The following is a 19,187-nucleotide window of genomic DNA, read 5'->3' on the forward strand; positions in this document are numbered from 1 at the left end:
TGCTTCATTTCCTCGAAGGCGATCGGTTGAGGGACCAGGCTCGTTGGGCGGCCAGCAACAGGCCCAGCAGGATAAAACCGCCAGGGGCAAGAGTCAGCAGGTGCAGGCCGCCATCGGGTAGCAGCACCCAGCCGTTTCCCGTGTCGTCCAGGCCCACGAGCCAGCCCAGGTGGCGGCCCAGTGCGCCGGTTCCCAGCAGTTCGCGCAAGGCGCCCAGGACGATCAGGGCGCTACAGAAGGCAATGCCCAGGCGCAGTCGGTCGGTACGTTGAAAAAAACCGGCCTGCTCCATGGCCACGCATTGCAGCGGCAGCACTGCCAGGTACAGGCCCAGTTGTTGATGCAGTTGGTAGCTCCAGGCTTGCACTGCCAGCCACAGGCAACTGCCCAAAGAGGCTCCCAGCAACAGACTGGCCAGCAGGTGCTGGCGGTCGGCTCCCAGGCGCGGGCGCAACAGTCGCATGCCGATACTGTAGAGCGTCATCAGCAACAGGAAACACAGGACCATGCCCAGGGCCTTGACCCAGGAATCCGTGGCACCGATCAGTGCGGGAAGCATCAGCAGCCCGGGCAGGGCCAGCGGTTTATTCATGGGAGGCTCCGTTGATCAGTGATTCACGGTGCTCGTCGAAGTAGCGCAGGGCGTCGTGCAGGGCGCTGATCGCTGCACGAGAGGTGATCGTGGCCCCCGCGATCTGGTCGAACTGGCCCTGGTCTTTCTTCAAGGCCCAGGCACTGTCGCCCGGATCGTTGCGGGACTTGCCGGCGAAACCGGCCAGCCAGGCACTGGGCTGCTCGCCGATACGTCCCCCAAGCCCGGGGGTTTCACCCTGCTTCAGGGCCTTGCTGCCTAGCAGGCGACCCTGGCTGTCGATGGCGATCAGCAGTTCGATGGGCCCTGCATACCCCGTGACCTGGCTGCGCAGCAACAGGGCGCTGGGCTGGCCGTTGCGGGTGGCCAGGTAACCCTCCAGCAGGCGGCTGTGATCCAGTTGTACGTTAGGCAGGAGCAGTGGCTGGTCCAGGGGTTGATTGTCATAGCTGCCCGCCGGCAGCAGGTCCAGGAGCTTGCGTGCCTGCAGGGCCCGTTGTTCGGTCGTGATCCGTGGTGCCGTGGCGTGTTGCAGCCACAAGGTGGTGCCGATACCCAGGAGACCAAGAGCTGCCAGCAGCAACAGGTTGCGCAGGTTCTTCATGGCCGATCCCCGGCTGGCTGTGCGCTGCAATGGCGTTCCAGGGCCGGTACCGCCAGGTTCATCAGCAACACGGCGAAGGCCATGCCATCGGGGTAGCTGCCCCAGGTACGGATCAGGTAGGTCAGCAGGCCGACCCCGATGCCGAACATCAGGCGAGCCCGGGCCGTCTTGGGGCCCGATACCGGTTCGGTGACGATGAAGAAGGCACCCAGCATGCTGGCGCCGGCGAGCAGGTGGAACAGCGGCGAGCCGTGGGAGTCGGAGCCCGTGCCGTTCCAGCACACCAGGCTGATGAGCAGCAGGCTGGCGAGCATGCCCATGGGGGCGTGCCAACTGATGACGCGCTGTTGCAACAGGAACAGACCGCCGGCGAGAAAACCCAGGTTGACCCACTCGGCGCCACGACCACCGAAGTGACCGAAGGCCGGGTTGCCGGCAAACAGTTCGTCGATGGTCAGGCTCTTGTTGATGCGCAAGCTGTCCAGTGCGGTGGCCTGGGCCCAGGCATCCGGGCGCAGGCTGTCCAGGCCGAAGGCCAGTTGCAGGCCGTCGAGCAACCCCAGGGCCTGGGGGGCGGGCCAATGGGTCATCGATTGCGGGAAACATACAAGAGCCAGGGCATAGCCCAGCATGGCCGGGTTGAAGGGGTTCTGCCCGACGCCACCGTACACATGCTTGCCCAGGAGCATGGCACTGGCCGCGGCACTTGGCGCCAGCCACCAGGGACAATAGGCCGGCAGGGCCAGGGCCAGCAGAGTGGCGCTGACCAGCGCGCTACCGTCGCACAGAGAGGGCCTAAGCGGGCGCTTGCGCAGGAACAGCACCACGGCCTCCATGGCCAGCGCGCCACTGGCGGCCAGCAGCAGGTTCAGCAGTACTCCCCAGCCGTACAGCCACAGCAGCACCAGCAGTCCCGGCAAGAGGGCCAGCAACACGCGCTGCATGGCTTGATGCAGGCGTGGGTCGGTACCCTCAGCCAGCGACATGGGCATCCACCTGGCGCTCGACGTCGCTCAGGCGCTCCCGGGCCCGGGCCAGTTGCTCGGCGCTGCTGTCAGCCTGGCGCTGCAGCTTGTGCAGTTCGGCCCGGGCGTAGGCCAGTTCCGTCTTGAGCCGTCGCAGTTGTGGGGCGATGGGGCGTTTCTCGATACGGGTGAGCACTGGCGCCGGTTTCGCGCTGGCGTCCTCGGCGGCATGCAGGTCCTGTTCGGCAGCCGCCAGGGCTGCGCTCAAGGCCTCCAGCTCGGCGGACGGGGCGCCCGCAGCCTCGGCCTTTTTCAGTTCGGCGCGGCGGGTGGCCAGCTGGATCTTGGCGCGCTTGAGATTGGCATCCTTGGGAGCCGCTGGCGGTGGCGTGGCCGGGGTCTGGGCCTCCAGGTGGGCCAGGGCCTGCTCGGCGGCTTCGAACTGGCGTTGCAGGATGATCAACTGCGACTGCTGCTCGAAGGTTGGCGGGTGCCCGAAGGCCTTGAGCGACTTGTTCAACTGGGCCCGGCTCATGGCCAGTTCGATCTTGGCCTTCTTCAGTGCGGCATCGGCTGCCGCGGCCTTTTGCGCGCGGACCCGCTCGATAGCCGCCTGGACCGGATTGTCGCCGCTGTCGGCAGGCTGGGCGGCTTTCTGGGCACGGGCCTGGCGTTCGGCCAGGCGTCGGGCTTCTTCGCGTTGCAGTCGTTCGTTGCGTTGCTCGAAGCGTCGCCTGGCGTGCTCGCGTTTGCTGGCGCGCGCTTGCCGTTGCTCCGGGCTATGGGCCAGGCCGCCGACAATCGGTACGACCCGGTCCTGAGGCAGGGGCAGCATGTCGATGCAGTCCACCGGGCAGGGTGCTACGCATAGGTCACAGCCGGTGCATTCGTCGACGAGGACGGTGTGCATCAGCTTCGCTGCGCCGACAATGGCATCCACCGGGCAGGCCTGGATGCATTTGGTGCAGCCGATGCATTCGGCCTCGCGGATGTAGGCAACCTGGGCCGGGGCTTCGCCACGGCTGCGATCCAGATCCAGGACCGGCAGTTGCAGCAGTTGGGCGAGGCCGGCAATGGTTTCCTGCCCACCGGGCGGGCACTTGTTGATGGCCTCGCCACGGGCGATGCCCTGGGCGTAGGGTTTGCATCCGGGATGGCCGCATTTGCCGCACTGGGTCTGGGGCAGGAGGGCATCGATGCGTTGAATCAGACTCATGGTTTGACCAGTCCGTTGAAGCCTAGGAACGCCACTGCCAGCAGGCCGGCGCCGATCAGGTCGAGCGGCAGGCCCTGCCAGGGCAGGGGGATATCGTTGTTGCGGACACGCTGGCGCAGGTCACTGAACAGGCCGAGCACCAGCCAGAACCCCAGGCCAGCCCCCAGGCTCATCGCCCCCAGGGTGGCGAGCCCCAGGTTGCCCTGGCTGCCAGCCAGCAGCAGGCCGAGCACACCGGCGTTGCCCAGGAGCAAGGGCCAGAGACCATCGAATGGCAGCCCGGGCAGGGCCCGTGCCAGCACCTGCAGCAGTGGCTGGATCAACAACAGGTTCAGGGGCAGCCAGACGAACAGTTGCAACGACTCCAGGCCCCAGGGTGCCAGCAGCGCACGATAAAGGAGTGTTCCCAGGACACTGCTGACCAGCATCAAGATCGTGGTCGCCAGGCCCAGGGCGTGGAGCCGCCGTCTGTCCTCGGACTGCGCCTGGAGCAGCGGATCGGCGCCCAGCGGCCAGTGCAACACGAAGTTGTTGACCAGGGCGGTGCTGACAAGAGCGAGCAGGAGGTGGGTCATGGTCGGTGCCGGTGCAAGCAGGCTGTCCCTCAAGAGTAGGCAACTGGCGCGTAGGCGGGGTTGCCCAGATATGCAAATCCCCCCGTTGCGCGAGGGGCAACGGGGGGATGGGGTCCAGCAGGCCGCCTTACTTGATCCGCTGGCCGGGCTTGGCGCCGCTGTCGGGGCTCAGCAGGTAGATCTCTTCACCGCCAGGGCCGGCTGCCATCACCATGCCTTCGGAAATACCGAACTTCATCTTCCGCGGCTTGAGGTTGGCGATCATCATGGTCATGCGCCCATCGAGCTTGGACGGGTCCGGGTAGGCACTCTTGATCCCGGAGAACACATTGCGCTGTTCATCACCGATATCCAGGGTCAGGCGCAGCAGCTTGTCCGCGCCCTCCACGGCTTCGGCCTTGATGATCAGTGCCACGCGCAGGTCGACGGCAGCGAAGGTGTCGAAGTCGATTTCCGGCGACAGTGGATCCTTGGCCAATTCGCCATTGCCCGTTGGCGTGGCTGCACCGGTGTCGGTCTGGGTGGCGGCCAGGTCTTGCTTGGAGGCGTCGGTCATGGCTTGCACTTTTACCGGGTCGATACGGGTCATCAGCGGCTTGAATTCGTTGAGCTGATGGTTGGCCAGCAGTTGCTGGTGATCGTTCCAGGTCAGCGGCGCCACGTTGAGGAAGGCCTCGGCGTCGGCAGCCAGTGCCGGCAGCACCGGCTTGAGGAAGATCACCAACTGGCGGAACAGGTTGATGCCGGTGGCGCAGATGGCCTGGACCTCATCCTGCTTGCCTTCCTGCTTGTTCAGCGACCAGGGCGCCTTGTCGGCGATCCAGGCGTTGGCGCGGTCGGCCAGGCCCATGATTTCACGCATGGCCCGGGCGAAGTCGCGGGCCTCATAGGCGTCGGCGATGCTCGGCGCGGCGGCCAGGAACGCCTCGGTCAGCTCGGGAGCGGCGTTGTTGTCGACCATTACCCCGGCATTGCCCTTGTGGATGAAGCCGGCGCAACGGCTGGCGATGTTCACCACCTTGCCCACGAGGTCGGAGTTGACCTTCTGCACGAAGTCCTCGAGGTTCAGGTCCAGGTCGTCGACGCCACGGCCCAGCTTGGAGGCGTAGTAGTAGCGCAGGTATTCCGGCGACAGGTGGTCCAGGTAGGTGCGGGCCTTGATGAAGGTGCCACGGGACTTGGACATCTTCTGGCCATTGACGGTCAGGTAACCGTGGACATTGATGCCGCTCGGCTTGCGATAGCCGGCGCCTTCGAGCATGGCGGGCCAGAACAGGGCGTGGAAGTTGACGATGTCCTTGCCGATGAAGTGATACAGCTCGGCGCTGGAATCCTTGCTCCAGAATGCGTCGAAGTCCAGTTCGGGACGACGGGCGCAAAGGTTCTTGAAGCTAGCCATGTAGCCGATCGGCGCGTCCAGCCAGACATAGAAATACTTGCCCGGCTCATCGGGGATCTCGAAGCCGAAGTACGGAGCATCGCGGGAGATGTCCCACTGCTGCAGGCCCGCGTCCAGCCATTCGGCGATCTTGTTGGCCACGGCGTCCTGCAGGGTGCCGCTGCGGGTCCAGGCCTGCAGCATCTGCTGGAAATCCGGCAGCTTGAAGAAAAAGTGCTGGGACTCCTTGAGCACCGGCGTGGCACCGGAGATCGCCGACTTCGGATCCTTCAGGTCGGTGGGCGCGTAGGTGGCGCCGCATTTCTCGCAGTTGTCGCCGTACTGGTCTTCGGTGCCGCACTTGGGGCAGGTGCCCTTGATGAAGCGGTCGGCCAGGAACATTTTCTTGTCCGGGTCGAAATACTGGGTGATGGAGCGCGTGGCAATGTGCCCGGCATCCCGCAGCTTGAGATAGATCTGGCTCGACAGTTCGCGGTTTTCTTCGGCGTGGGTCGAGTGGAAGTTGTCGAAGTCCACCAGGAAATCGGCGAAGTCGGCGCTGTGTTCAGCCTGGACGTTGGCGATCAGCTGTTCCGGGGTGATGCCTTCCTTTTCCGCGCGCAACATGATGGCCGAGCCGTGTGCGTCGTCGGCGCAGACATAGATGCATTGGTTGCCGCGGTGCTTCTGGAAGCGCACCCACATGTCGGTCTGGATGTACTCGAGCATGTGGCCAAGGTGGATGGAACCATTGGCATAGGGCAGGGCGCTGGTGACGAGGATCTTGCGTGGCTCGGACATGGGGCTCGGCTACTTGATGAAACGAAGGTCGGCCACTATAAAACGCCGGGACGGAATTTTCACCCTTCCAGGCATGCTTGTGGCCGCAGGTGGCTCTGGGGCCAGTGCCGTTCCCTCGCCACGAAGGGAACGGCGGCGTAGGATAGCCGGCTGATTTTCCTGTCTTGTTATCGGAGTTGCCCATGAGCGCCGTCAATCGCGCAGCGGTGGAAGCCGTGCTTCGCCAGTACACCGACCCCTACCTGAACCAGGATCCGCTCAGCGCCGGCTGTGTGCGGGACATCGATGTCCAGGGCGACCGGGTCTCGGTCCGATTGGAACTGGGGTATGCCGCCGACCTGTTCAAGAGCGGCTGGGCGCAGATGCTGCAGTTGGCCATCGAGGGCCTGGATGGCGTGGGCTCGGCCAAGGTCGAGATCAGCAGCGTGATCGTCGCGCACAAGGCCCAGGCCCAGGTGCCGGCTCTGGCCAATGTCAAGAACGTGGTGGCAGTGGCGTCCGGCAAGGGCGGGGTCGGCAAGTCCACCACCGCGGCCAACCTGGCCCTGGCCCTGGCACGTGAAGGCGCCCGGGTGGGCATCCTCGACGCCGACATCTATGGCCCGAGTCAGGGCATCATGTTCGGGATCGCCGAGGGCACCCGACCCAGGATCAAGGACCAGAAATGGTTCGTGCCGATCCAGGCCCACGGCGTGGAGGTCATGTCCATGGCCTTCCTCACCGACGACAACACCCCGATGGTCTGGCGCGGCCCCATGGCCTCCGGGGCCTTGCAGCAACTGGTGACCCAGACCGACTGGGGCAACCTCGACTACCTGGTGATCGACATGCCGCCGGGCACCGGCGACATCCAGCTGACCCTGGCGCAGAAGGTTCCGGTGGCCGGGGCGGTGATCGTCACCACTCCCCAGGACCTGGCTTTGCTGGATGCGCGCAAGGGCGTCGAGATGTTCAACAAGGTCAACATCCCGGTGCTGGGGGTGGTGGAGAACATGGCAGTGCACATCTGCTCCAATTGCGGCCATGCCGAGCATCTGTTTGGCGAAGGTGGCGGCGAGAAACTGGCCAGCCAGTACGACGTCGAACTGCTGGCTTCGTTGCCGCTGTCGATGCTGATCCGCGAGCAGGCCGACGGTGGCAAGCCGACGGTAATCGCCGAGCCGGATAGCCAGATCGCCATGGTCTACCAGGAACTGGCCCGGCACGTCGGGGCGCGCATCGTGTTGCAGGAAGCCGCCGCCCCGGCGATGCCCAACATCACCATCAGCGACGATTGATTGCGACCTGGCTGCTTGCCGTACCCGTTGGGTGCGGCAAGCGCTGTCGGGTCCGCTCCCGCGCCGCAAGGGTGGGGAGCAGTCGTTTAGGGGGTTAGAGCCGCAAGCCGCCGTCCATTTCCAGGATGCGTCCGGTGTAGTAATCGTTCTCGAAAATGTAGGCCGCCGAATGGGCGATCTCTTGCGGCGTGCCCATGCGCTTGAGCGGAATGCCGGCGGTCATCTTTTCCAGGGCCTCGGGTTTCATGCCCAGGGTCATCTCGGTCTCGATGAAGCCCGGAGCGATGCCTGCCACGCGGATGCCGTAGCGTGCGAGTTCCTTGGCCCAGGTCACGGTAGCCGCTACCACCCCGGCCTTGGCCGCGGAATAGTTGGTCTGGCCAATGTTGCCGGCGCGGGAAATGGACGAGATGTTGATGATCGTACCGCTGCTCTTGAGCTGCACCATCTTCGCCGCCACTTCCCGGGTGCACAGGAACACGCCGGTCAGGTTGACGTCGATCACCGACTGCCATTGGGCCAGGCTCATCTTGGCCATTTCGCCGTCCTTGACCTTGAGCAGCAGGCCATCGCGCAGGATCCCGGCGTTGTTGATCAGGCCGTGGAGGGCGCCGAAATCTTCGACGACCTGGGCCACCATGTGCTCGACCTGTTCTTCGTTGGCCACGTTGCATAGATAGGCGCGGGCTTCGACGCCAAGGGCCTCGCAGGCTGCGACGGCCTGGTCGAGTTTTTCCTGGTTCAGGTCCACCAGGGCCAGCTTGGCCCCGCGGCTGGCGAAATACTCGCCCATGGAGCGGCCCAGCCCCTGGCAACCGCCGGTGATAATGATTACTTTGTCAGTGAGTTGCATTCGCATGCCCTGCTAGTGGTCGTGAGAGGGGGTCCTTGTCGGGGAGCCTCTGCGACAGCCGGGCCAGGCTGCAGACAAGTATTCCCCCCGCTGGCGTAGCCGGACCATGTCCAGGTAGCCCGTCCGTTTTCGACGGACTTCATCAAAGGAGTCATAAAGTGAGCGTTGAAGCTGCCAAGAATGCACGAGAACTGCTGCTCAAGGAATACCGTGGCGTGCTGTCGACGCATTCCAAGTCCATGCCGGGTTTTCCCTTCGGTTCCGTGGTGCCGTATTGCCTGGATGCGCAAGGCTATCCGTTGATTCTCATCAGCCGCATCGCCCAGCACACCCACAACCTGCAGAAGGACCCCAAGTGTTCGCTGCTGGTGGGCGAGCGTGATGCCGACGACATCCAGGCAGTGGGGCGCCTGACCTACCTGTCCGAGGCCGAGAAGCTCTCCGACGAGGGCGCGATCGAAGCTGCCGCCGAGCGCTACTATCGCTACTTCCCCGATTCGCAGAACTATCACAAGGCCCACGATTTCGACTTCTGGGTCCTCAAGCCGGTGCGGCATCGGTACATCGGCGGTTTCGGCGCCATCCACTGGGTTGACCAGCTGACCCTGGCCAACCCGTTTGCCGGCAAGGCCGAGCTGAGCATGGTGGAACACATGAACAGCGATCATGCCAATGCCATCGCCCACTACGTCGAACTGACCGGCTTGCCTGACAAGGTACCGGCTCACATGGCCGGGATCGATACCGAGGGCATGCACCTGCGGATCGGCCAGGCGCTGTACTGGCTGCCGTTCCAGGCGCCTTGCAACACGCCGACACAAGTGCGCGAAGCCTTGGTTTTTCTGGCTCGTGCCGATCAGTGGCCGAAAAATCAGGCCGTGGATGCTTGAATTCACGAATTGGCGACGTCATTTACGGTCTACTGGAAGGCATTCTTCCGTAGAGGAAACCATTTGATGCGCCCTTTTCTGTTGCTCTTTTTGTTGTTCCCGGTGCTGGAACTGTTCGTTTTCGTCAAGGTCAGCGCGGCCATAGGGTTTTTCCCGGCCCTGCTGCTGATCATCCTCGGTTCGGTGCTGGGTGTGATGGTATTGCGTGTGGCCGGGCTGGCCACCGCCCTGCGTGCCCGTGAAAGCCTCAATCGCGGCGAGCTGCCGGCCCAGCAGATGCTGGAGGGCCTGATGCTGGCCCTGGGCGGCGGCCTGTTGATCCTGCCGGGTTTCATCAGTGACGTGTTCGGCCTGCTCATGCTGTTGCCGATCAGCCGTCGCCTGCTGGCCAACAAGATGCGCCAGCGTGCCGAGGAGCAGGCCCTGCGCCAACGGGCTTTTGCCGACGATATGCGCGCGGCCCGTGGTGGTCCCGCGCCCCAGCAGCCGCTGGGTCGCGAGCCGAATGTCATCGAAGGCGAATTCGAGCATCGTGACTGATCGCCTCCAGCCTTGAAAACACGGCACCTTCGGGTGCCGTGTTCGTTATTGCGCAGGCGATGTAAAAAATTTCATCAGCCGGCCCTTGTAATAGCCTTATGCGCCCTTATGTATCGGTCACCGCAAGGTTTCTGGTGGCGACACCAGACAGACTTCCGCGTCTCGCTCGTCGAGCCGCAACCGGCCACGCCGGATTTGTTAACCCGCCGGTAACGACACCGGCCGCTGAAAACCATAATTAGGAGAGATCGACAATGAAGCTTCGTCCTCTGCATGACCGCGTCGTCATCCGTCGCAGCGAAGAAGAGAAGAAAACCGCTGGCGGTATCGTTCTGCCAGGTTCGGCTGCTGAAAAAGCCAACAGCGGCGAAGTGATCGCTGTTGGTACCGGCAAAGTGCTGGAAAGCGGTGAAGTACGTGCGCTGGCCGTGAAAGTGGGTGACAAGGTTGTGTTCGGCCCTTACTCCGGCAGCAACACTGTGAAGGTAGACGGTGAAGACCTGCTGGTAATGGCCGAGAACGAAATTCTCGCCGTTATCGAAGGCTGATTCCCCGCTCATTTTCCCGTTACTACAAAGTATTTAAGGAATATCGATCATGGCTGCTAAAGAAGTTAAATTCGGCGACTCCGCCCGCAAGAAAATGCTCACCGGTGTCAACGTCCTGGCTGACGCGGTAAAAGCGACCCTGGGCCCGAAAGGCCGTAACGTGATCCTGGAAAAGAGCTTCGGCGCTCCGACCATCACCAAGGATGGCGTTTCCGTAGCCAAGGAAATCGAACTGGAAGACCGTTTCGAGAACATGGGCGCGCAGCTGGTCAAGGACGTTGCCTCCCGTGCCAACGATGACGCAGGCGACGGCACCACCACCGCTACCGTCCTGGCTCAGTCGATCGTCAACGAAGGCCTGAAGGCCGTCGCTGCCGGCATGAACCCGATGGACCTCAAGCGCGGCATCGACAAGGCGACCATCGCCATCGTCAAAGAGCTGAAGAACCTGTCCAAGCCATGCGCCGACACCAAGGCCATCGCTCAGGTAGGTACCATCTCCGCCAACTCCGACAACTCCATCGGCGACATCATTGCCGAAGCCATGGAGAAAGTGGGTAAAGAAGGCGTGATCACCGTTGAAGAAGGCACTGGCCTGGAAAACGAACTGTCGGTCGTTGAAGGCATGCAGTTCGACCGTGGCTACCTGTCCCCTTACTTCGTCAACAAGCCGGACACCATGGTTGCCGAGCTGGACAGCCCGCTGATCCTGCTGGTGGACAAGAAGATCTCCAACATCCGCGAAATGCTGCCAGTGCTGGAAGCCGTTGCCAAAGCCGGCCGCCCACTGCTGATCGTGGCTGAGGACGTCGAAGGCGAAGCCCTGGCGACCCTGGTTGTGAACAACATGCGTGGCATCGTGAAGGTTGCAGCCGTCAAGGCTCCAGGCTTCGGCGATCGTCGCAAGGCCATGCTGCAGGACATCGCCGTCCTGACCGGCGGTACCGTGATCTCCGAAGAAATCGGTCTGAGCCTGGAAAGCACCACCCTGGAGCACCTGGGTAGCGCCAAGCGCGTGACCCTGTCCAAGGAAAACACCACCGTTGTCGACGGTGCTGGCAACCAGGCCGACATCGAAGCCCGTATCACTCAGATCCGTGCCCAAGTGGCCGAGACTTCCTCGGACTACGACCGTGAAAAACTGCAAGAGCGCCTGGCCAAGCTGTCCGGTGGCGTTGCGGTGATCAAGGTTGGCGCCGGTTCCGAAGTTGAAATGAAAGAGAAGAAAGCCCGCGTTGAAGACGCCCTGCACGCTACCCGCGCAGCCGTTGAAGAAGGCGTGGTGCCTGGCGGTGGCGTAGCCCTGATCCGTGCCCTGCAAGCGATCGTCGACCTCAAGGGCGACAACGCTGACCAGGACGTGGGTATCGCGGTTCTGCGTCGCGCTGTTGAAGCTCCGCTGCGCCAGATCTCCGCTAACAGCGGCGACGAGCCAAGCGTTGTGGTCAACGAAGTGAAGAACGGCCAGGGTAACTTCGGTTACAACGCCGCTTCCGGCGAATACGGCGACATGATCGAAATGGGCATCCTGGATCCAACCAAGGTAACCCGTTCGGCCCTGCAAGCTGCAGCTTCCATCGGCGGTCTGATCCTGACCACCGAGGCCGCTGTTGCCGACGCTCCGAAGAAAGATGCTCCAGCTGGCGGCGGTATGCCAGACATGGGCGGCATGGGTGGCATGGGCGGCATGATGTAAGCCAGCCTTACCCCAGCACTGAAAAAGCCCCGCCGGCGAAAGCCGGCGGGGTTTTTTTATGTCGGTTGGAAGGAGCAGGGCAGGGTGCCAGGCTGGCCAGCTTTGGCGAGTGCACTGGGCATGCCGGTGCACTCGCAGGAGGGGTGTTGGTTTCAGTTCTGCCTGGCCGCCACGGCCGGGGTCTTGGGGGCCTTCCAGCTCAGCAGCTGTTGCTTGAAGTCGTAGCTGGCGCTCTGGTAATAGCTGATGCCGCGCTGGATCAACGGGTCGCTGTCCGGCACTCGGGATTCCTGGCTGACGCCCAGGGCCTGGTCATGCCGGCGCAGCCCCTGGCGCGGGCTGAGGATCGCCAGGTCCTTGCCGTCGAACAGGCCCAGGTGCTGATAGTTGCCTACTAGCACCCGAGGCGGCAGCGGGTTGTCCTGCAGCAGGTTGCGACCGAAGAAGGTCGACTCGTAGTCCAGGTTCAACAGGCCCAGCAAGGTGGGCGCCAGGTCGATCTGGCTGGCCAGCTGTGCATTTTCCTGCGCCGGAATCAGCGTGGGCGCGTAGATGAACAACGGAATCTGGTAGTTGCTGATGGGCAGGTCTTCCTTGCCCGCGCTGCCTGCGGTGTGGTCGGCCACAAACACGAAAATGGTGTTGTCGAACCAGGGCTTCTGGCGTGCGGCCTTGAGGAATTCGCCAATGGCGTAGTCGGTGTATTTCACCGCGCCGTCGCGGCCCTTGCCGGACTTGATGTCGATGCGGCCATCAGGATAGGTGTATGGCCGGTGGTTGGAGGTGGTCATCAGTTGCAACAGGAAGGGCCGCTGTTGTGCATAGTCGGCATCCGCCAGCTTCAGGGTCTGGGTATAGAGGTCTTCATCGGCCATGCCCCAGGCGTTCTTGAAGTGGATCTCGGACTCCTCGACGCTGCTCTGGTCCACCACGCGATAACCGTTGCCGCTGAAGAAGGCGTTCATGTTGTCGAAGTAACCACGCCCGCCATAGACGAACACGCTGTCGTAACCCACGGCACGCAATTGCTGGCCAAGGCTGGCGAAGCCGCTTTCACGACCGATGCGCTTGACGATGGAGCGTCCTGGTGTGGGGGGAATCGCCAGAGTGATGGCTTCCAGGCCGCGGTCGGTGCGGGTGCCAGTGGCATAGAAATTGTTGAAGTACAGGCTCTGCCTGCGCAAGGCATCCAGGTTGGGAGTCAGGTTGCGGTCATCGCCGTTGCTGCCCATGTACTTGGCGCTGAAGCTTTCTATGGTCACCAGGACGATATTCGGTGTGCGCGGGGTGCCCGGGTTGTCGATGGCGCGACGGATATCCAGCGGGTCCTTGCCGATGAAACGGGCATTGGGTTCGTTCAGCTCGGCGCGCATCTGGCGGGCCACCACATCGGTGGGCAGGCTGCGGTAGAACTGCTGGTAATCCAGTTCGTTGTTGCGAAAGGCGGCAAAGAACTGGTACGGGCCATTGCTCGCCAGTTCATTCTGATAGGCGTTTCCGCCCTGATTGCGCGGGCTGTCCTGGCTCAGCAGTTGCAGGCTGGCGCCGGCTATCAGCAGCAGTCCCAGGACGCCGAGCAGGCGAGCGCGCAGTGGCGGTAATGGCGCATCCAGGGCAGCTTTCAGGGGTTTGCGCAGGGCCAGGCTCAGGACGATTGCCGCCAGGGCCAGCAAGCCCATGTACAGGCCGATCGGGTAGGACTCGAGAATGTTGTTGAGGACCTCGTCGGAATACACCAGATAGTCGACGGCGATGAAGTTGAAGCGCACGCCGAACTCGTCCCAGAACAGCCACTCCGCCACGGCCGTGAAGAGCATGGCGAACAGGCTCAGGCTCAAGAGGCCCTGCAACAACCAGCGGTGGCCGCGCCGACGCCACAGGGCAGGCGGGCAGAGCAGCAGATAAAGGCCCATGGGCAGGGCCGCGTAGGCCAGGAAACCCAGGTCGTAAAGCAGGCCGACACCGAACACCGGCAGCCAGCCGCTACCGGCTTCATCGAGGTGGGTGAGCAGCAAAATGCCGCGGGTCAGCAGGAAGATCGCCAGCCAGGTGCTGGTCAGCAGCAGCACGAAGCGCGCCGGAGCTGTCTTGAGAAGATCCATCAGGGGGTGTTCCTTGGAGGCAAATGGCACGCAGTCTGAAGTTGTCCCTGTAGTCAGCGTGTGAGCCTCTGGTGAAAATATTGTTAAGCCCCCAAGCCTTGGAAAACTCTGTCAGGCGCCGCTCGACAAGGGTGGCGGCGGGCCGGACTTGGCCTTAAGCTGCGCGAGCCAAGACGGCTGCAACTGTGTCCGGAGAGAGTGCCGATGCGAATCCTACTGGTTGAAGACAACCGCGATATTCTCGCCAACCTGGCGGACTACCTGGGGCTCAAGGGTTATACCGTGGACTGTGCCCAGGACGGCCTGTCGGGGTTGCACCTGGCCGCCACCGAGCATTACGACCTGATCGTGCTCGACATCATGTTGCCGGGAATCGATGGCTACACCCTGTGCAAGCGCTTGCGCGAGGACGCCCGGCGCGACACCCCAGTCATCATGCTCACTGCCCGCGACCAGCTCGATGATCGCCTCCAGGGTTTCAAGTCCGGCGCCGACGATTACCTGGTCAAGCCCTTTGCCCTCTCGGAGCTGGCCGCACGAATCGAGGCGGTGATGCGGCGCAGCCAGGGCGGCGGGCGGCGGGCGTTGCAGGTCGGCGACCTGAGCTACGACCTCGATACGCTGGAAGTCACCCGTGAGGGACGCCTGCTCAAGCTCAACCCGGTCGGCCTGAAGCTGCTGGCGGTGCTGATGCAGAAGAGTCCCCATGTACTGCGCCGGGAAATTCTCGAGGAAGCCCTATGGGGCGATGACTGCCCGGACAGTGACAGCCTGCGCAGCCATGTCCATCAACTGCGCCAGGTGATCGACAAGCCGTTCGCCAAGCCGCTGTTGCACACCGTGCATGGTGTCGGCTATCGCCTGGCCGAGGGGCGCGATGGAGTTTAAGCAGAGCCTTGCCCAACGGATCATCATCGCCTTTGCGCTGATGAGCGCCCTGGTGGCCGGGGCCTTTGCCATGGGTATCGTGGCGACCGTGCACCTGGTGGAAGAAAAGCTCATCTCCGCCGGCCTCGGCGGCGACCTGCAACGCCTGCTGCTGATGGACAACGTCGGAGACTGGAGCCACCGTCCCGAGCCCGACCAGTTGTTCTACTACAGCGGTGGCCGTGGTGACTTCGAGTTGCCCAAGGACCTGCGTCACCTCGACCCCGGGTTCCATGAAGTGTTTCGCGAGCAGTTGTCCTACCACGCCATGGTCGAAGTGGTGGATGGCCGGCGCTATGTACTGTTGCAGGACCAGAGCGATTTCGAAGAACGCGAGCGGGTGCTGTTCGCGGTGGTGCTGGTGGGCTTCATCCTCAGCCTGGCGCTGGCGGTCTTCCTGGGCTGGGTACTGGCGCGGCGGGTCATGGCGCCGGTGGTGCGCCTGGCTCGCCAGGTCCGGCACCGCGACCAGTTGCTGGGCCTGGCGCCTCCGTTGGCACCGGACTACGCAGCGGACGAAGTGGGAGAACTGGCCATCGCCTTCGACGCGACCCTGGGACGCTTGCGCCAGGCGCTCAATCGCGAGCGGTTGTTCACCAGCGATGTCAGCCATGAGTTGCGTACGCCGTTGATGGTCCTGGCCACCTCTTGCGAACTGCTGCTGGAAAATCCGGCCCTGGACCCGCGCGGACGGGCGCAGGTGGAGCGCATCACCCGGGCATGCGGGGAAATGCGCGAGCTGGTGCAGACCTTCCTGATGCTGGCACGGGCCCAGCGCGAAGACGCCGCCATGTCGCCGCAATTGACCCTGAACCAGGCCGCCAGTGACCTGGTCGGCGTCTGGAGCGAAGCCATCGAGGCCAAGGGGATCAAGCTGTTCTTCGACCCCGGCCGGCCCGATGACACCCGCTATCACGCCACCTTCCTGCATGCGGTGATGGGCAATCTGTTGCGCAATGCCTTGCACTACACCGAGCAGGGGTTCATTCGCCTGAGCCTGGAACCCGATGGTTTCGTGGTGGAGGACAGCGGCGTGGGGATTCCCGAAGAGAAGCGCGAGGCGATGTTCGAGCCCTTCGTGCGTGGCGATGAGAAGCGTGGGGAGGGCCTGGGACTGGGGTTGTCCCTGGTCCAGCGCATCTGCGAGAACCAGGGCTGGAGTGTCAGCCTCAGCACCATGACCCCCAATGGCTGTCGTTTTCACGTTCAATTGCAATCAGCCAAGCCCTGAGTGCTCTTGTCTGGCCCGGTTTTACCGGGCCTGTCACTTGTCGATTTCTCTGCTGAAGTGGCCCCAGGCCACTGTGCGGCCGTTGTAAAAAACTGCAATATTTCTTCGCTGGACGGCACAAAGTTTTCACAACGGGATGACCTGTCGCTGACATGGCGCTGCCTAAGGTAGTGCCATCAATTGCAGGAGATCCTGGCGATGGCGACACCGATCAAGCTCAAGTTTTCCGAAAAATACGATACCCAGCATGCCCTCGAGTATCTGCTCAAGCATCAGGATGGACTGGCGCGCCAGTTGTCCCACAAGCGTGATGAGCATTTGGCTCGTATGGCCCTGTCCTTGGCGGGGGATCCCGGGTTGGTACTGGACCTGCCGTGTGGTGCTGGGCGCTTCTGGCCGTTATTGGCCGAAAAGAGCAATCGAATCATCATTGGTGCCGATTATTCAGCGGCTATGCTCAACACCGCCACGGTGGCGCAACCCGCCGAAGTGGTGAAACGGGTACGGCCCTTGCAGACATCGGCGTTTGCCATCGATCTGCCGGACAACGCCGTGGACTGCATTTTCTCCATGCGCTTGTTGCACCATGTCGGTGACGCACAGGACCGCATGGCGCTGTTGCGCGAGTTCCAGCGGGTGACCCGCGATAGCGTGATCGTCTCGCTGTGGGTCGATGGCAATTTCAAGGCCTGGAAACGCAAGCGGCTGGAGCGCAAGCGACTATCCGAGGTTGGGCAAAAGGGTTACCAGAATCGTTTCGTGTTACCGGCGGCCACGGTCGAAGAAGAATTCCGGCAAGCCGGCTTTAGCGTCCAGCGACACCTGGACTTCCTTCCGCTCTACGCCATGTGGCGGGTCTACGTACTACGCAAGAGGTAAGAAGATGGCTGTTGAATGTGCTTCGGAAATGGATGCCGTGCCCACAGATCGCTTTGAATACTTCTGGAACGAACAAGGCGAGTGGGTCGAGGAGCCCAACAAGCGTCGAGGCGGGGAGAGCGGAGTTCAACGGCTTGTGAGCGGCAATGGACGCCTGCTGTATGCCAAGCGCCAGGTGGGGCACATCTATCGCAGTTGGCTGCATCCCTTCGGCCGCCCCACGGTCCTGCGCGAGCTCGATGCCCTGCAAGGCCTGCGGCTGCTGGAGGTGACGGTTCCGGAGCCGGTGTTCTGCGGTGCCCGGCGCGGGCCCCAGAACGAGTGGCAGGCCTTGCTGGTCACGGCTGCGCTCGACGGGTTCATCGAGATCGAACACTGGTATGCCGCCGGTGGGCGCGAGCGCCATGGCGAAGCCTTCCATGACCAGGTGCTGCAAGCCCTGGCGACGACCCTGTCGCGCATGCACAAGGGGCGCTGGCAGCATGGCTGCCTGTATATCAAGCATGTATTCATCCGCGTGGACGGCGAGGGCGAGCAGGCCCAGGCGAAGATTGCCTTGCTGGATTTCGAGAAGTGCCGCCAGCGCCTGACCAGTCAGCGGGCCGCGGCCCATGACCTGAAGCAACTGCGCCGCCATTCGTCGTGGAATGACACCGACTGGCAAAAGCTCTACTACTTTTACAAGACGGCGTTTGGCAGCTCTATCAAAGGTTTATAGCTATGAAGCTAGAAATTGCACGAGGTATTTTCCTGGCAGGAGCCTTGGCAGTTGCTTCCCTGGCGCTGGTGGTCTGGGAGCAGCCACGCACCCAGGTACTGAGCGCGGCTCAGGGGGATGCCCACTGCCCGTTGCCGCGGGTGGCCAAGGTGGCCACGGCGGTCAAGCCTGATCATGACCTGTTGCTGTTCATGTTCGGCATGAGCCAGGGCTTGAAACCCCAGAGTTGAAGCTATTTGCTTGCCAAGAAAAAGGCCTCGCGATGCGAGGCCTTTGCTTTTCCGCGATCCGCACGTCAGGCCAGGTGCAGGTGGTTGTCCCAGAGTCCGGCGGGCAGATCCAGGGGCTTGGCGACGATCTGCGCCTGGCGGCAGTCGTAGAAACGGCAGCGGCCTTGCCCTGAGGTGACCACGAATCCGTCGGCCACGGCGCCGACCCCTGCGCAGTCGGGCAGTGGCGCATCGACCCGCACCGTGCCGCTGTCCAGGTCCCAGATGAAGAAGCGGTTGCCCCGGGGAGCCGTCAGGGCCACCAGCCGCAGCTCGCTGTGCACTGCAACGCTGGCGGTGTAGTGCCCCATGGCCTGCAACTGCTGTTCGGCCACCGCAAAGGCGGTGAACGGCTGGCCCGGTCGCTTGATTGCCAGCAGCTCGGAGGATTCGTGGGCCGCGCCCATGAACTGCTGGCCGGTGACGATGGTGCCGTCGTTGGCGATGCCCATGTGGCGCACGCTGTTCATCTGCTGGGCCAGGGTTTCCTTGCTCAGCAGGGTGCCGTCACGCTGCATCAGCACCAGGCTCGGCTCCATGGCGTCGAGGTTCATCTCCACCCGGCTTTCGGCTTCGGTACGGATGCCACCGTTGGCGACCACCAGGGTCTCTCCATCGGGCATCCATGACACCTGGTGCGGGCCGATGCCGTGGGTCGACAGCTCACCGCTGTGCACCAGGCGCTCGCCTTCGAAACGGTAGACACCCAGCAGGCCACGGCCTGGATCGCGGGTGTCGTTCTCGGTGGCGTACAGCCATTCACCGTCCTTGTGGATCACCGCGTGCCCGTAGAAGTGCCGGTCGGGTTGCGAGGTCACGGTCTGCAGCAGCCGGCCGTCGCGCAGGTCGACCAGGTAGCTTTCGGTGCCCGGGCGCCTGGCCACGAACAGTGCGATCGGCAAGCTGGGGTGATTGATGATGTCATGGCAACGCTGGCCGACCTGGGTGGCGAACACCTGTTTGCCGTCCAGTTGATAACCGACGGCGTAATGCTTGCCGTCGCCGTCATCCCTGGCCGAAAGCAGCAAGGGTTGCTTGCCCTTTTGCTTGAACAGCGTCCAGCCGCCCAAGGTCACCGCACTGAGCAGCAGGCTGCCCAGTGCCAAAGCCTGACGTCGCAGCATCA

General features: G+C 63.1%; 19 protein-coding genes. 10 read left to right on the top strand and 9 right to left on the bottom strand.

Going from position 1 to position 19,187, the window contains the following annotated elements; genetic code table 11:
- Nucleotides 1–4: 4 nt before the first annotated feature.
- From LGQ10_RS25960 to metG, 6 genes are all read right to left on the bottom strand, one after another.
- On the bottom strand, nucleotides 5–592 hold the full coding sequence (locus LGQ10_RS25960) for an Rnf-Nqr domain containing protein (protein ID WP_226523621.1): 588 nt from the start codon (nucleotides 590–592) through the stop codon (nucleotides 5–7).
- Nucleotides 585–1,196: an RnfABCDGE type electron transport complex subunit G gene (locus LGQ10_RS25965; RefSeq protein ID WP_226523622.1), complete on the bottom strand. Its 612-nt coding sequence runs from the start codon at nucleotides 1,194–1,196 to the stop codon at nucleotides 585–587. Before LGQ10_RS25965 ends, LGQ10_RS25960 begins: the two co-directional genes overlap by 8 nt.
- The gene (locus tag LGQ10_RS25970; RefSeq protein ID WP_226523623.1) at nucleotides 1,193–2,182 is read right to left on the bottom strand and encodes an RnfABCDGE type electron transport complex subunit D; all 990 of its coding nucleotides are present in this window, start codon (nucleotides 2,180–2,182) and stop codon (nucleotides 1,193–1,195) included. The genes LGQ10_RS25965 and LGQ10_RS25970 overlap by 4 nt, the downstream gene beginning before the upstream one ends.
- Nucleotides 2,169–3,377, bottom strand: coding sequence for an electron transport complex subunit RsxB (rsxB, locus tag LGQ10_RS25975; protein WP_226523624.1), 1,209 nt, complete (start codon nucleotides 3,375–3,377; stop codon nucleotides 2,169–2,171). The genes LGQ10_RS25970 and rsxB overlap by 14 nt, the downstream gene beginning before the upstream one ends.
- Entirely contained in the window at nucleotides 3,374–3,952 is a 579-nt protein-coding gene (locus tag LGQ10_RS25980; RefSeq protein ID WP_226523625.1) for an Rnf-Nqr domain containing protein, read from the bottom strand. The genes rsxB and LGQ10_RS25980 overlap by 4 nt, the downstream gene beginning before the upstream one ends.
- A 127-nt stretch (nucleotides 3,953–4,079) precedes the next feature.
- Entirely contained in the window at nucleotides 4,080–6,131 is a 2,052-nt protein-coding gene (gene metG, locus LGQ10_RS25985; protein ID WP_226523626.1) for a methionine--tRNA ligase, read from the bottom strand.
- A 182-nt stretch (nucleotides 6,132–6,313) separates the two neighbouring features.
- Between metG and apbC the strand changes: the two genes are divergently transcribed.
- A complete protein-coding gene (gene apbC, locus LGQ10_RS25990) occupies nucleotides 6,314–7,408 on the top strand; it encodes an iron-sulfur cluster carrier protein ApbC (RefSeq protein WP_226523627.1) in 1,095 nt (364 codons plus the stop codon).
- Between the two features lie 94 nt (nucleotides 7,409–7,502).
- Here apbC and LGQ10_RS25995 read toward each other — a convergent pair whose 3' ends face one another.
- Complete coding sequence (locus tag LGQ10_RS25995) at nucleotides 7,503–8,261, bottom strand: SDR family oxidoreductase (protein ID WP_226523628.1); 759 nt, start codon at nucleotides 8,259–8,261, stop codon at nucleotides 7,503–7,505.
- A gap of 158 nt (nucleotides 8,262–8,419) precedes the next feature.
- Here LGQ10_RS25995 and LGQ10_RS26000 point away from each other — a divergent pair, with 158 nt between their 5' ends.
- From LGQ10_RS26000 to groL, 4 genes are all read left to right on the top strand, one after another.
- Nucleotides 8,420–9,151, top strand: a complete 732-nt coding sequence (locus LGQ10_RS26000; RefSeq protein WP_226523629.1) for a HugZ family protein — start codon at nucleotides 8,420–8,422, stop codon at nucleotides 9,149–9,151.
- Between the two features lie 66 nt (nucleotides 9,152–9,217).
- Entirely contained in the window at nucleotides 9,218–9,691 is a 474-nt protein-coding gene (locus LGQ10_RS26005; protein WP_058435400.1) for an FxsA family protein, read from the top strand.
- 254 nt (nucleotides 9,692–9,945) lie between these two features.
- A complete protein-coding gene (locus LGQ10_RS26010; RefSeq protein WP_058435399.1) occupies nucleotides 9,946–10,239 on the top strand; it encodes a co-chaperone GroES in 294 nt (97 codons plus the stop codon).
- 49 nt (nucleotides 10,240–10,288) lie between these two features.
- Nucleotides 10,289–11,935: a chaperonin GroEL gene (groL, locus tag LGQ10_RS26015; protein ID WP_226523630.1), complete on the top strand. Its 1,647-nt coding sequence runs from the start codon at nucleotides 10,289–10,291 to the stop codon at nucleotides 11,933–11,935.
- Between the two features lie 152 nt (nucleotides 11,936–12,087).
- Here the strand turns inward: groL and LGQ10_RS26020 are convergent, their stop codons facing one another.
- The gene (locus tag LGQ10_RS26020) at nucleotides 12,088–14,037 is read right to left on the bottom strand and encodes an LTA synthase family protein (protein WP_226523631.1); all 1,950 of its coding nucleotides are present in this window, start codon (nucleotides 14,035–14,037) and stop codon (nucleotides 12,088–12,090) included.
- A 204-nt stretch (nucleotides 14,038–14,241) separates the two neighbouring features.
- Here LGQ10_RS26020 and colR point away from each other — a divergent pair, with 204 nt between their 5' ends.
- From colR to LGQ10_RS26045, 5 genes are all read left to right on the top strand, one after another.
- The gene (gene colR, locus LGQ10_RS26025; RefSeq protein WP_226523632.1) at nucleotides 14,242–14,925 is read left to right on the top strand and encodes a two-component system response regulator ColR; all 684 of its coding nucleotides are present in this window, start codon (nucleotides 14,242–14,244) and stop codon (nucleotides 14,923–14,925) included.
- Entirely contained in the window at nucleotides 14,915–16,195 is a 1,281-nt protein-coding gene (locus LGQ10_RS26030) for a sensor histidine kinase (protein WP_226523633.1), read from the top strand. The genes colR and LGQ10_RS26030 overlap by 11 nt, the downstream gene beginning before the upstream one ends.
- A gap of 198 nt (nucleotides 16,196–16,393) precedes the next feature.
- Nucleotides 16,394–17,074, top strand: a complete 681-nt coding sequence (locus LGQ10_RS26035) for a class I SAM-dependent methyltransferase (protein WP_226526197.1) — start codon at nucleotides 16,394–16,396, stop codon at nucleotides 17,072–17,074.
- A 4-nt stretch (nucleotides 17,075–17,078) separates the two neighbouring features.
- Entirely contained in the window at nucleotides 17,079–17,792 is a 714-nt protein-coding gene (locus tag LGQ10_RS26040; RefSeq protein WP_058433807.1) for a lipopolysaccharide kinase InaA family protein, read from the top strand.
- A 2-nt stretch (nucleotides 17,793–17,794) separates the two neighbouring features.
- Nucleotides 17,795–18,022, top strand: a complete 228-nt coding sequence (locus LGQ10_RS26045) for a hypothetical protein (RefSeq protein ID WP_058433806.1) — start codon at nucleotides 17,795–17,797, stop codon at nucleotides 18,020–18,022.
- Between the two features lie 65 nt (nucleotides 18,023–18,087).
- Here the strand turns inward: LGQ10_RS26045 and LGQ10_RS26050 are convergent, their stop codons facing one another.
- The gene (locus LGQ10_RS26050) at nucleotides 18,088–19,185 is read right to left on the bottom strand and encodes a DUF1513 domain-containing protein (RefSeq protein WP_226526198.1); all 1,098 of its coding nucleotides are present in this window, start codon (nucleotides 19,183–19,185) and stop codon (nucleotides 18,088–18,090) included.
- Nucleotides 19,186–19,187: the final 2 nt, after the last annotated feature.

Source organism: Pseudomonas sp. L5B5, assembly GCF_020520285.1.
Lineage (GTDB): Bacteria > Pseudomonadota > Gammaproteobacteria > Pseudomonadales > Pseudomonadaceae > Aquipseudomonas.

Bases quoted from the DNA above. Each gene is read 5' to 3' on its own strand.
- LGQ10_RS25960 (WP_226523621.1), bottom strand. From the start codon at position 592: ATGAATAAACCGCTGGCCCTGCCCGGGCTGCTGATGCTTCCCGCACTG.
- LGQ10_RS25965 (WP_226523622.1), bottom strand. From the start codon at position 1,196: ATGAAGAACCTGCGCAACCTGTTGCTGCTGGCAGCTCTTGGTCTCCTG.
- LGQ10_RS25970 (WP_226523623.1), bottom strand. From the start codon at position 2,182: ATGTCGCTGGCTGAGGGTACCGACCCACGCCTGCATCAAGCCATGCAG.
- rsxB (WP_226523624.1), bottom strand. From the start codon at position 3,377: ATGAGTCTGATTCAACGCATCGATGCCCTCCTGCCCCAGACCCAGTGC.
- LGQ10_RS25980 (WP_226523625.1), bottom strand. From the start codon at position 3,952: ATGACCCACCTCCTGCTCGCTCTTGTCAGCACCGCCCTGGTCAACAAC.
- metG (WP_226523626.1), bottom strand. From the start codon at position 6,131: ATGTCCGAGCCACGCAAGATCCTCGTCACCAGCGCCCTGCCCTATGCC.
- apbC (WP_226523627.1), top strand. From the start codon at position 6,314: ATGAGCGCCGTCAATCGCGCAGCGGTGGAAGCCGTGCTTCGCCAGTAC.
- LGQ10_RS25995 (WP_226523628.1), bottom strand. From the start codon at position 8,261: ATGCAACTCACTGACAAAGTAATCATTATCACCGGCGGTTGCCAGGGG.
- LGQ10_RS26005 (WP_058435400.1), top strand. From the start codon at position 9,218: ATGCGCCCTTTTCTGTTGCTCTTTTTGTTGTTCCCGGTGCTGGAACTG.
- LGQ10_RS26010 (WP_058435399.1), top strand. From the start codon at position 9,946: ATGAAGCTTCGTCCTCTGCATGACCGCGTCGTCATCCGTCGCAGCGAA.
- groL (WP_226523630.1), top strand. From the start codon at position 10,289: ATGGCTGCTAAAGAAGTTAAATTCGGCGACTCCGCCCGCAAGAAAATG.
- LGQ10_RS26020 (WP_226523631.1), bottom strand. From the start codon at position 14,037: ATGGATCTTCTCAAGACAGCTCCGGCGCGCTTCGTGCTGCTGCTGACC.
- colR (WP_226523632.1), top strand. From the start codon at position 14,242: ATGCGAATCCTACTGGTTGAAGACAACCGCGATATTCTCGCCAACCTG.
- LGQ10_RS26030 (WP_226523633.1), top strand. From the start codon at position 14,915: ATGGAGTTTAAGCAGAGCCTTGCCCAACGGATCATCATCGCCTTTGCG.
- LGQ10_RS26035 (WP_226526197.1), top strand. From the start codon at position 16,394: ATGGCGACACCGATCAAGCTCAAGTTTTCCGAAAAATACGATACCCAG.
- LGQ10_RS26040 (WP_058433807.1), top strand. From the start codon at position 17,079: ATGGCTGTTGAATGTGCTTCGGAAATGGATGCCGTGCCCACAGATCGC.
- LGQ10_RS26045 (WP_058433806.1), top strand. From the start codon at position 17,795: ATGAAGCTAGAAATTGCACGAGGTATTTTCCTGGCAGGAGCCTTGGCA.
- LGQ10_RS26050 (WP_226526198.1), bottom strand. From the start codon at position 19,185: ATGCTGCGACGTCAGGCTTTGGCACTGGGCAGCCTGCTGCTCAGTGCG.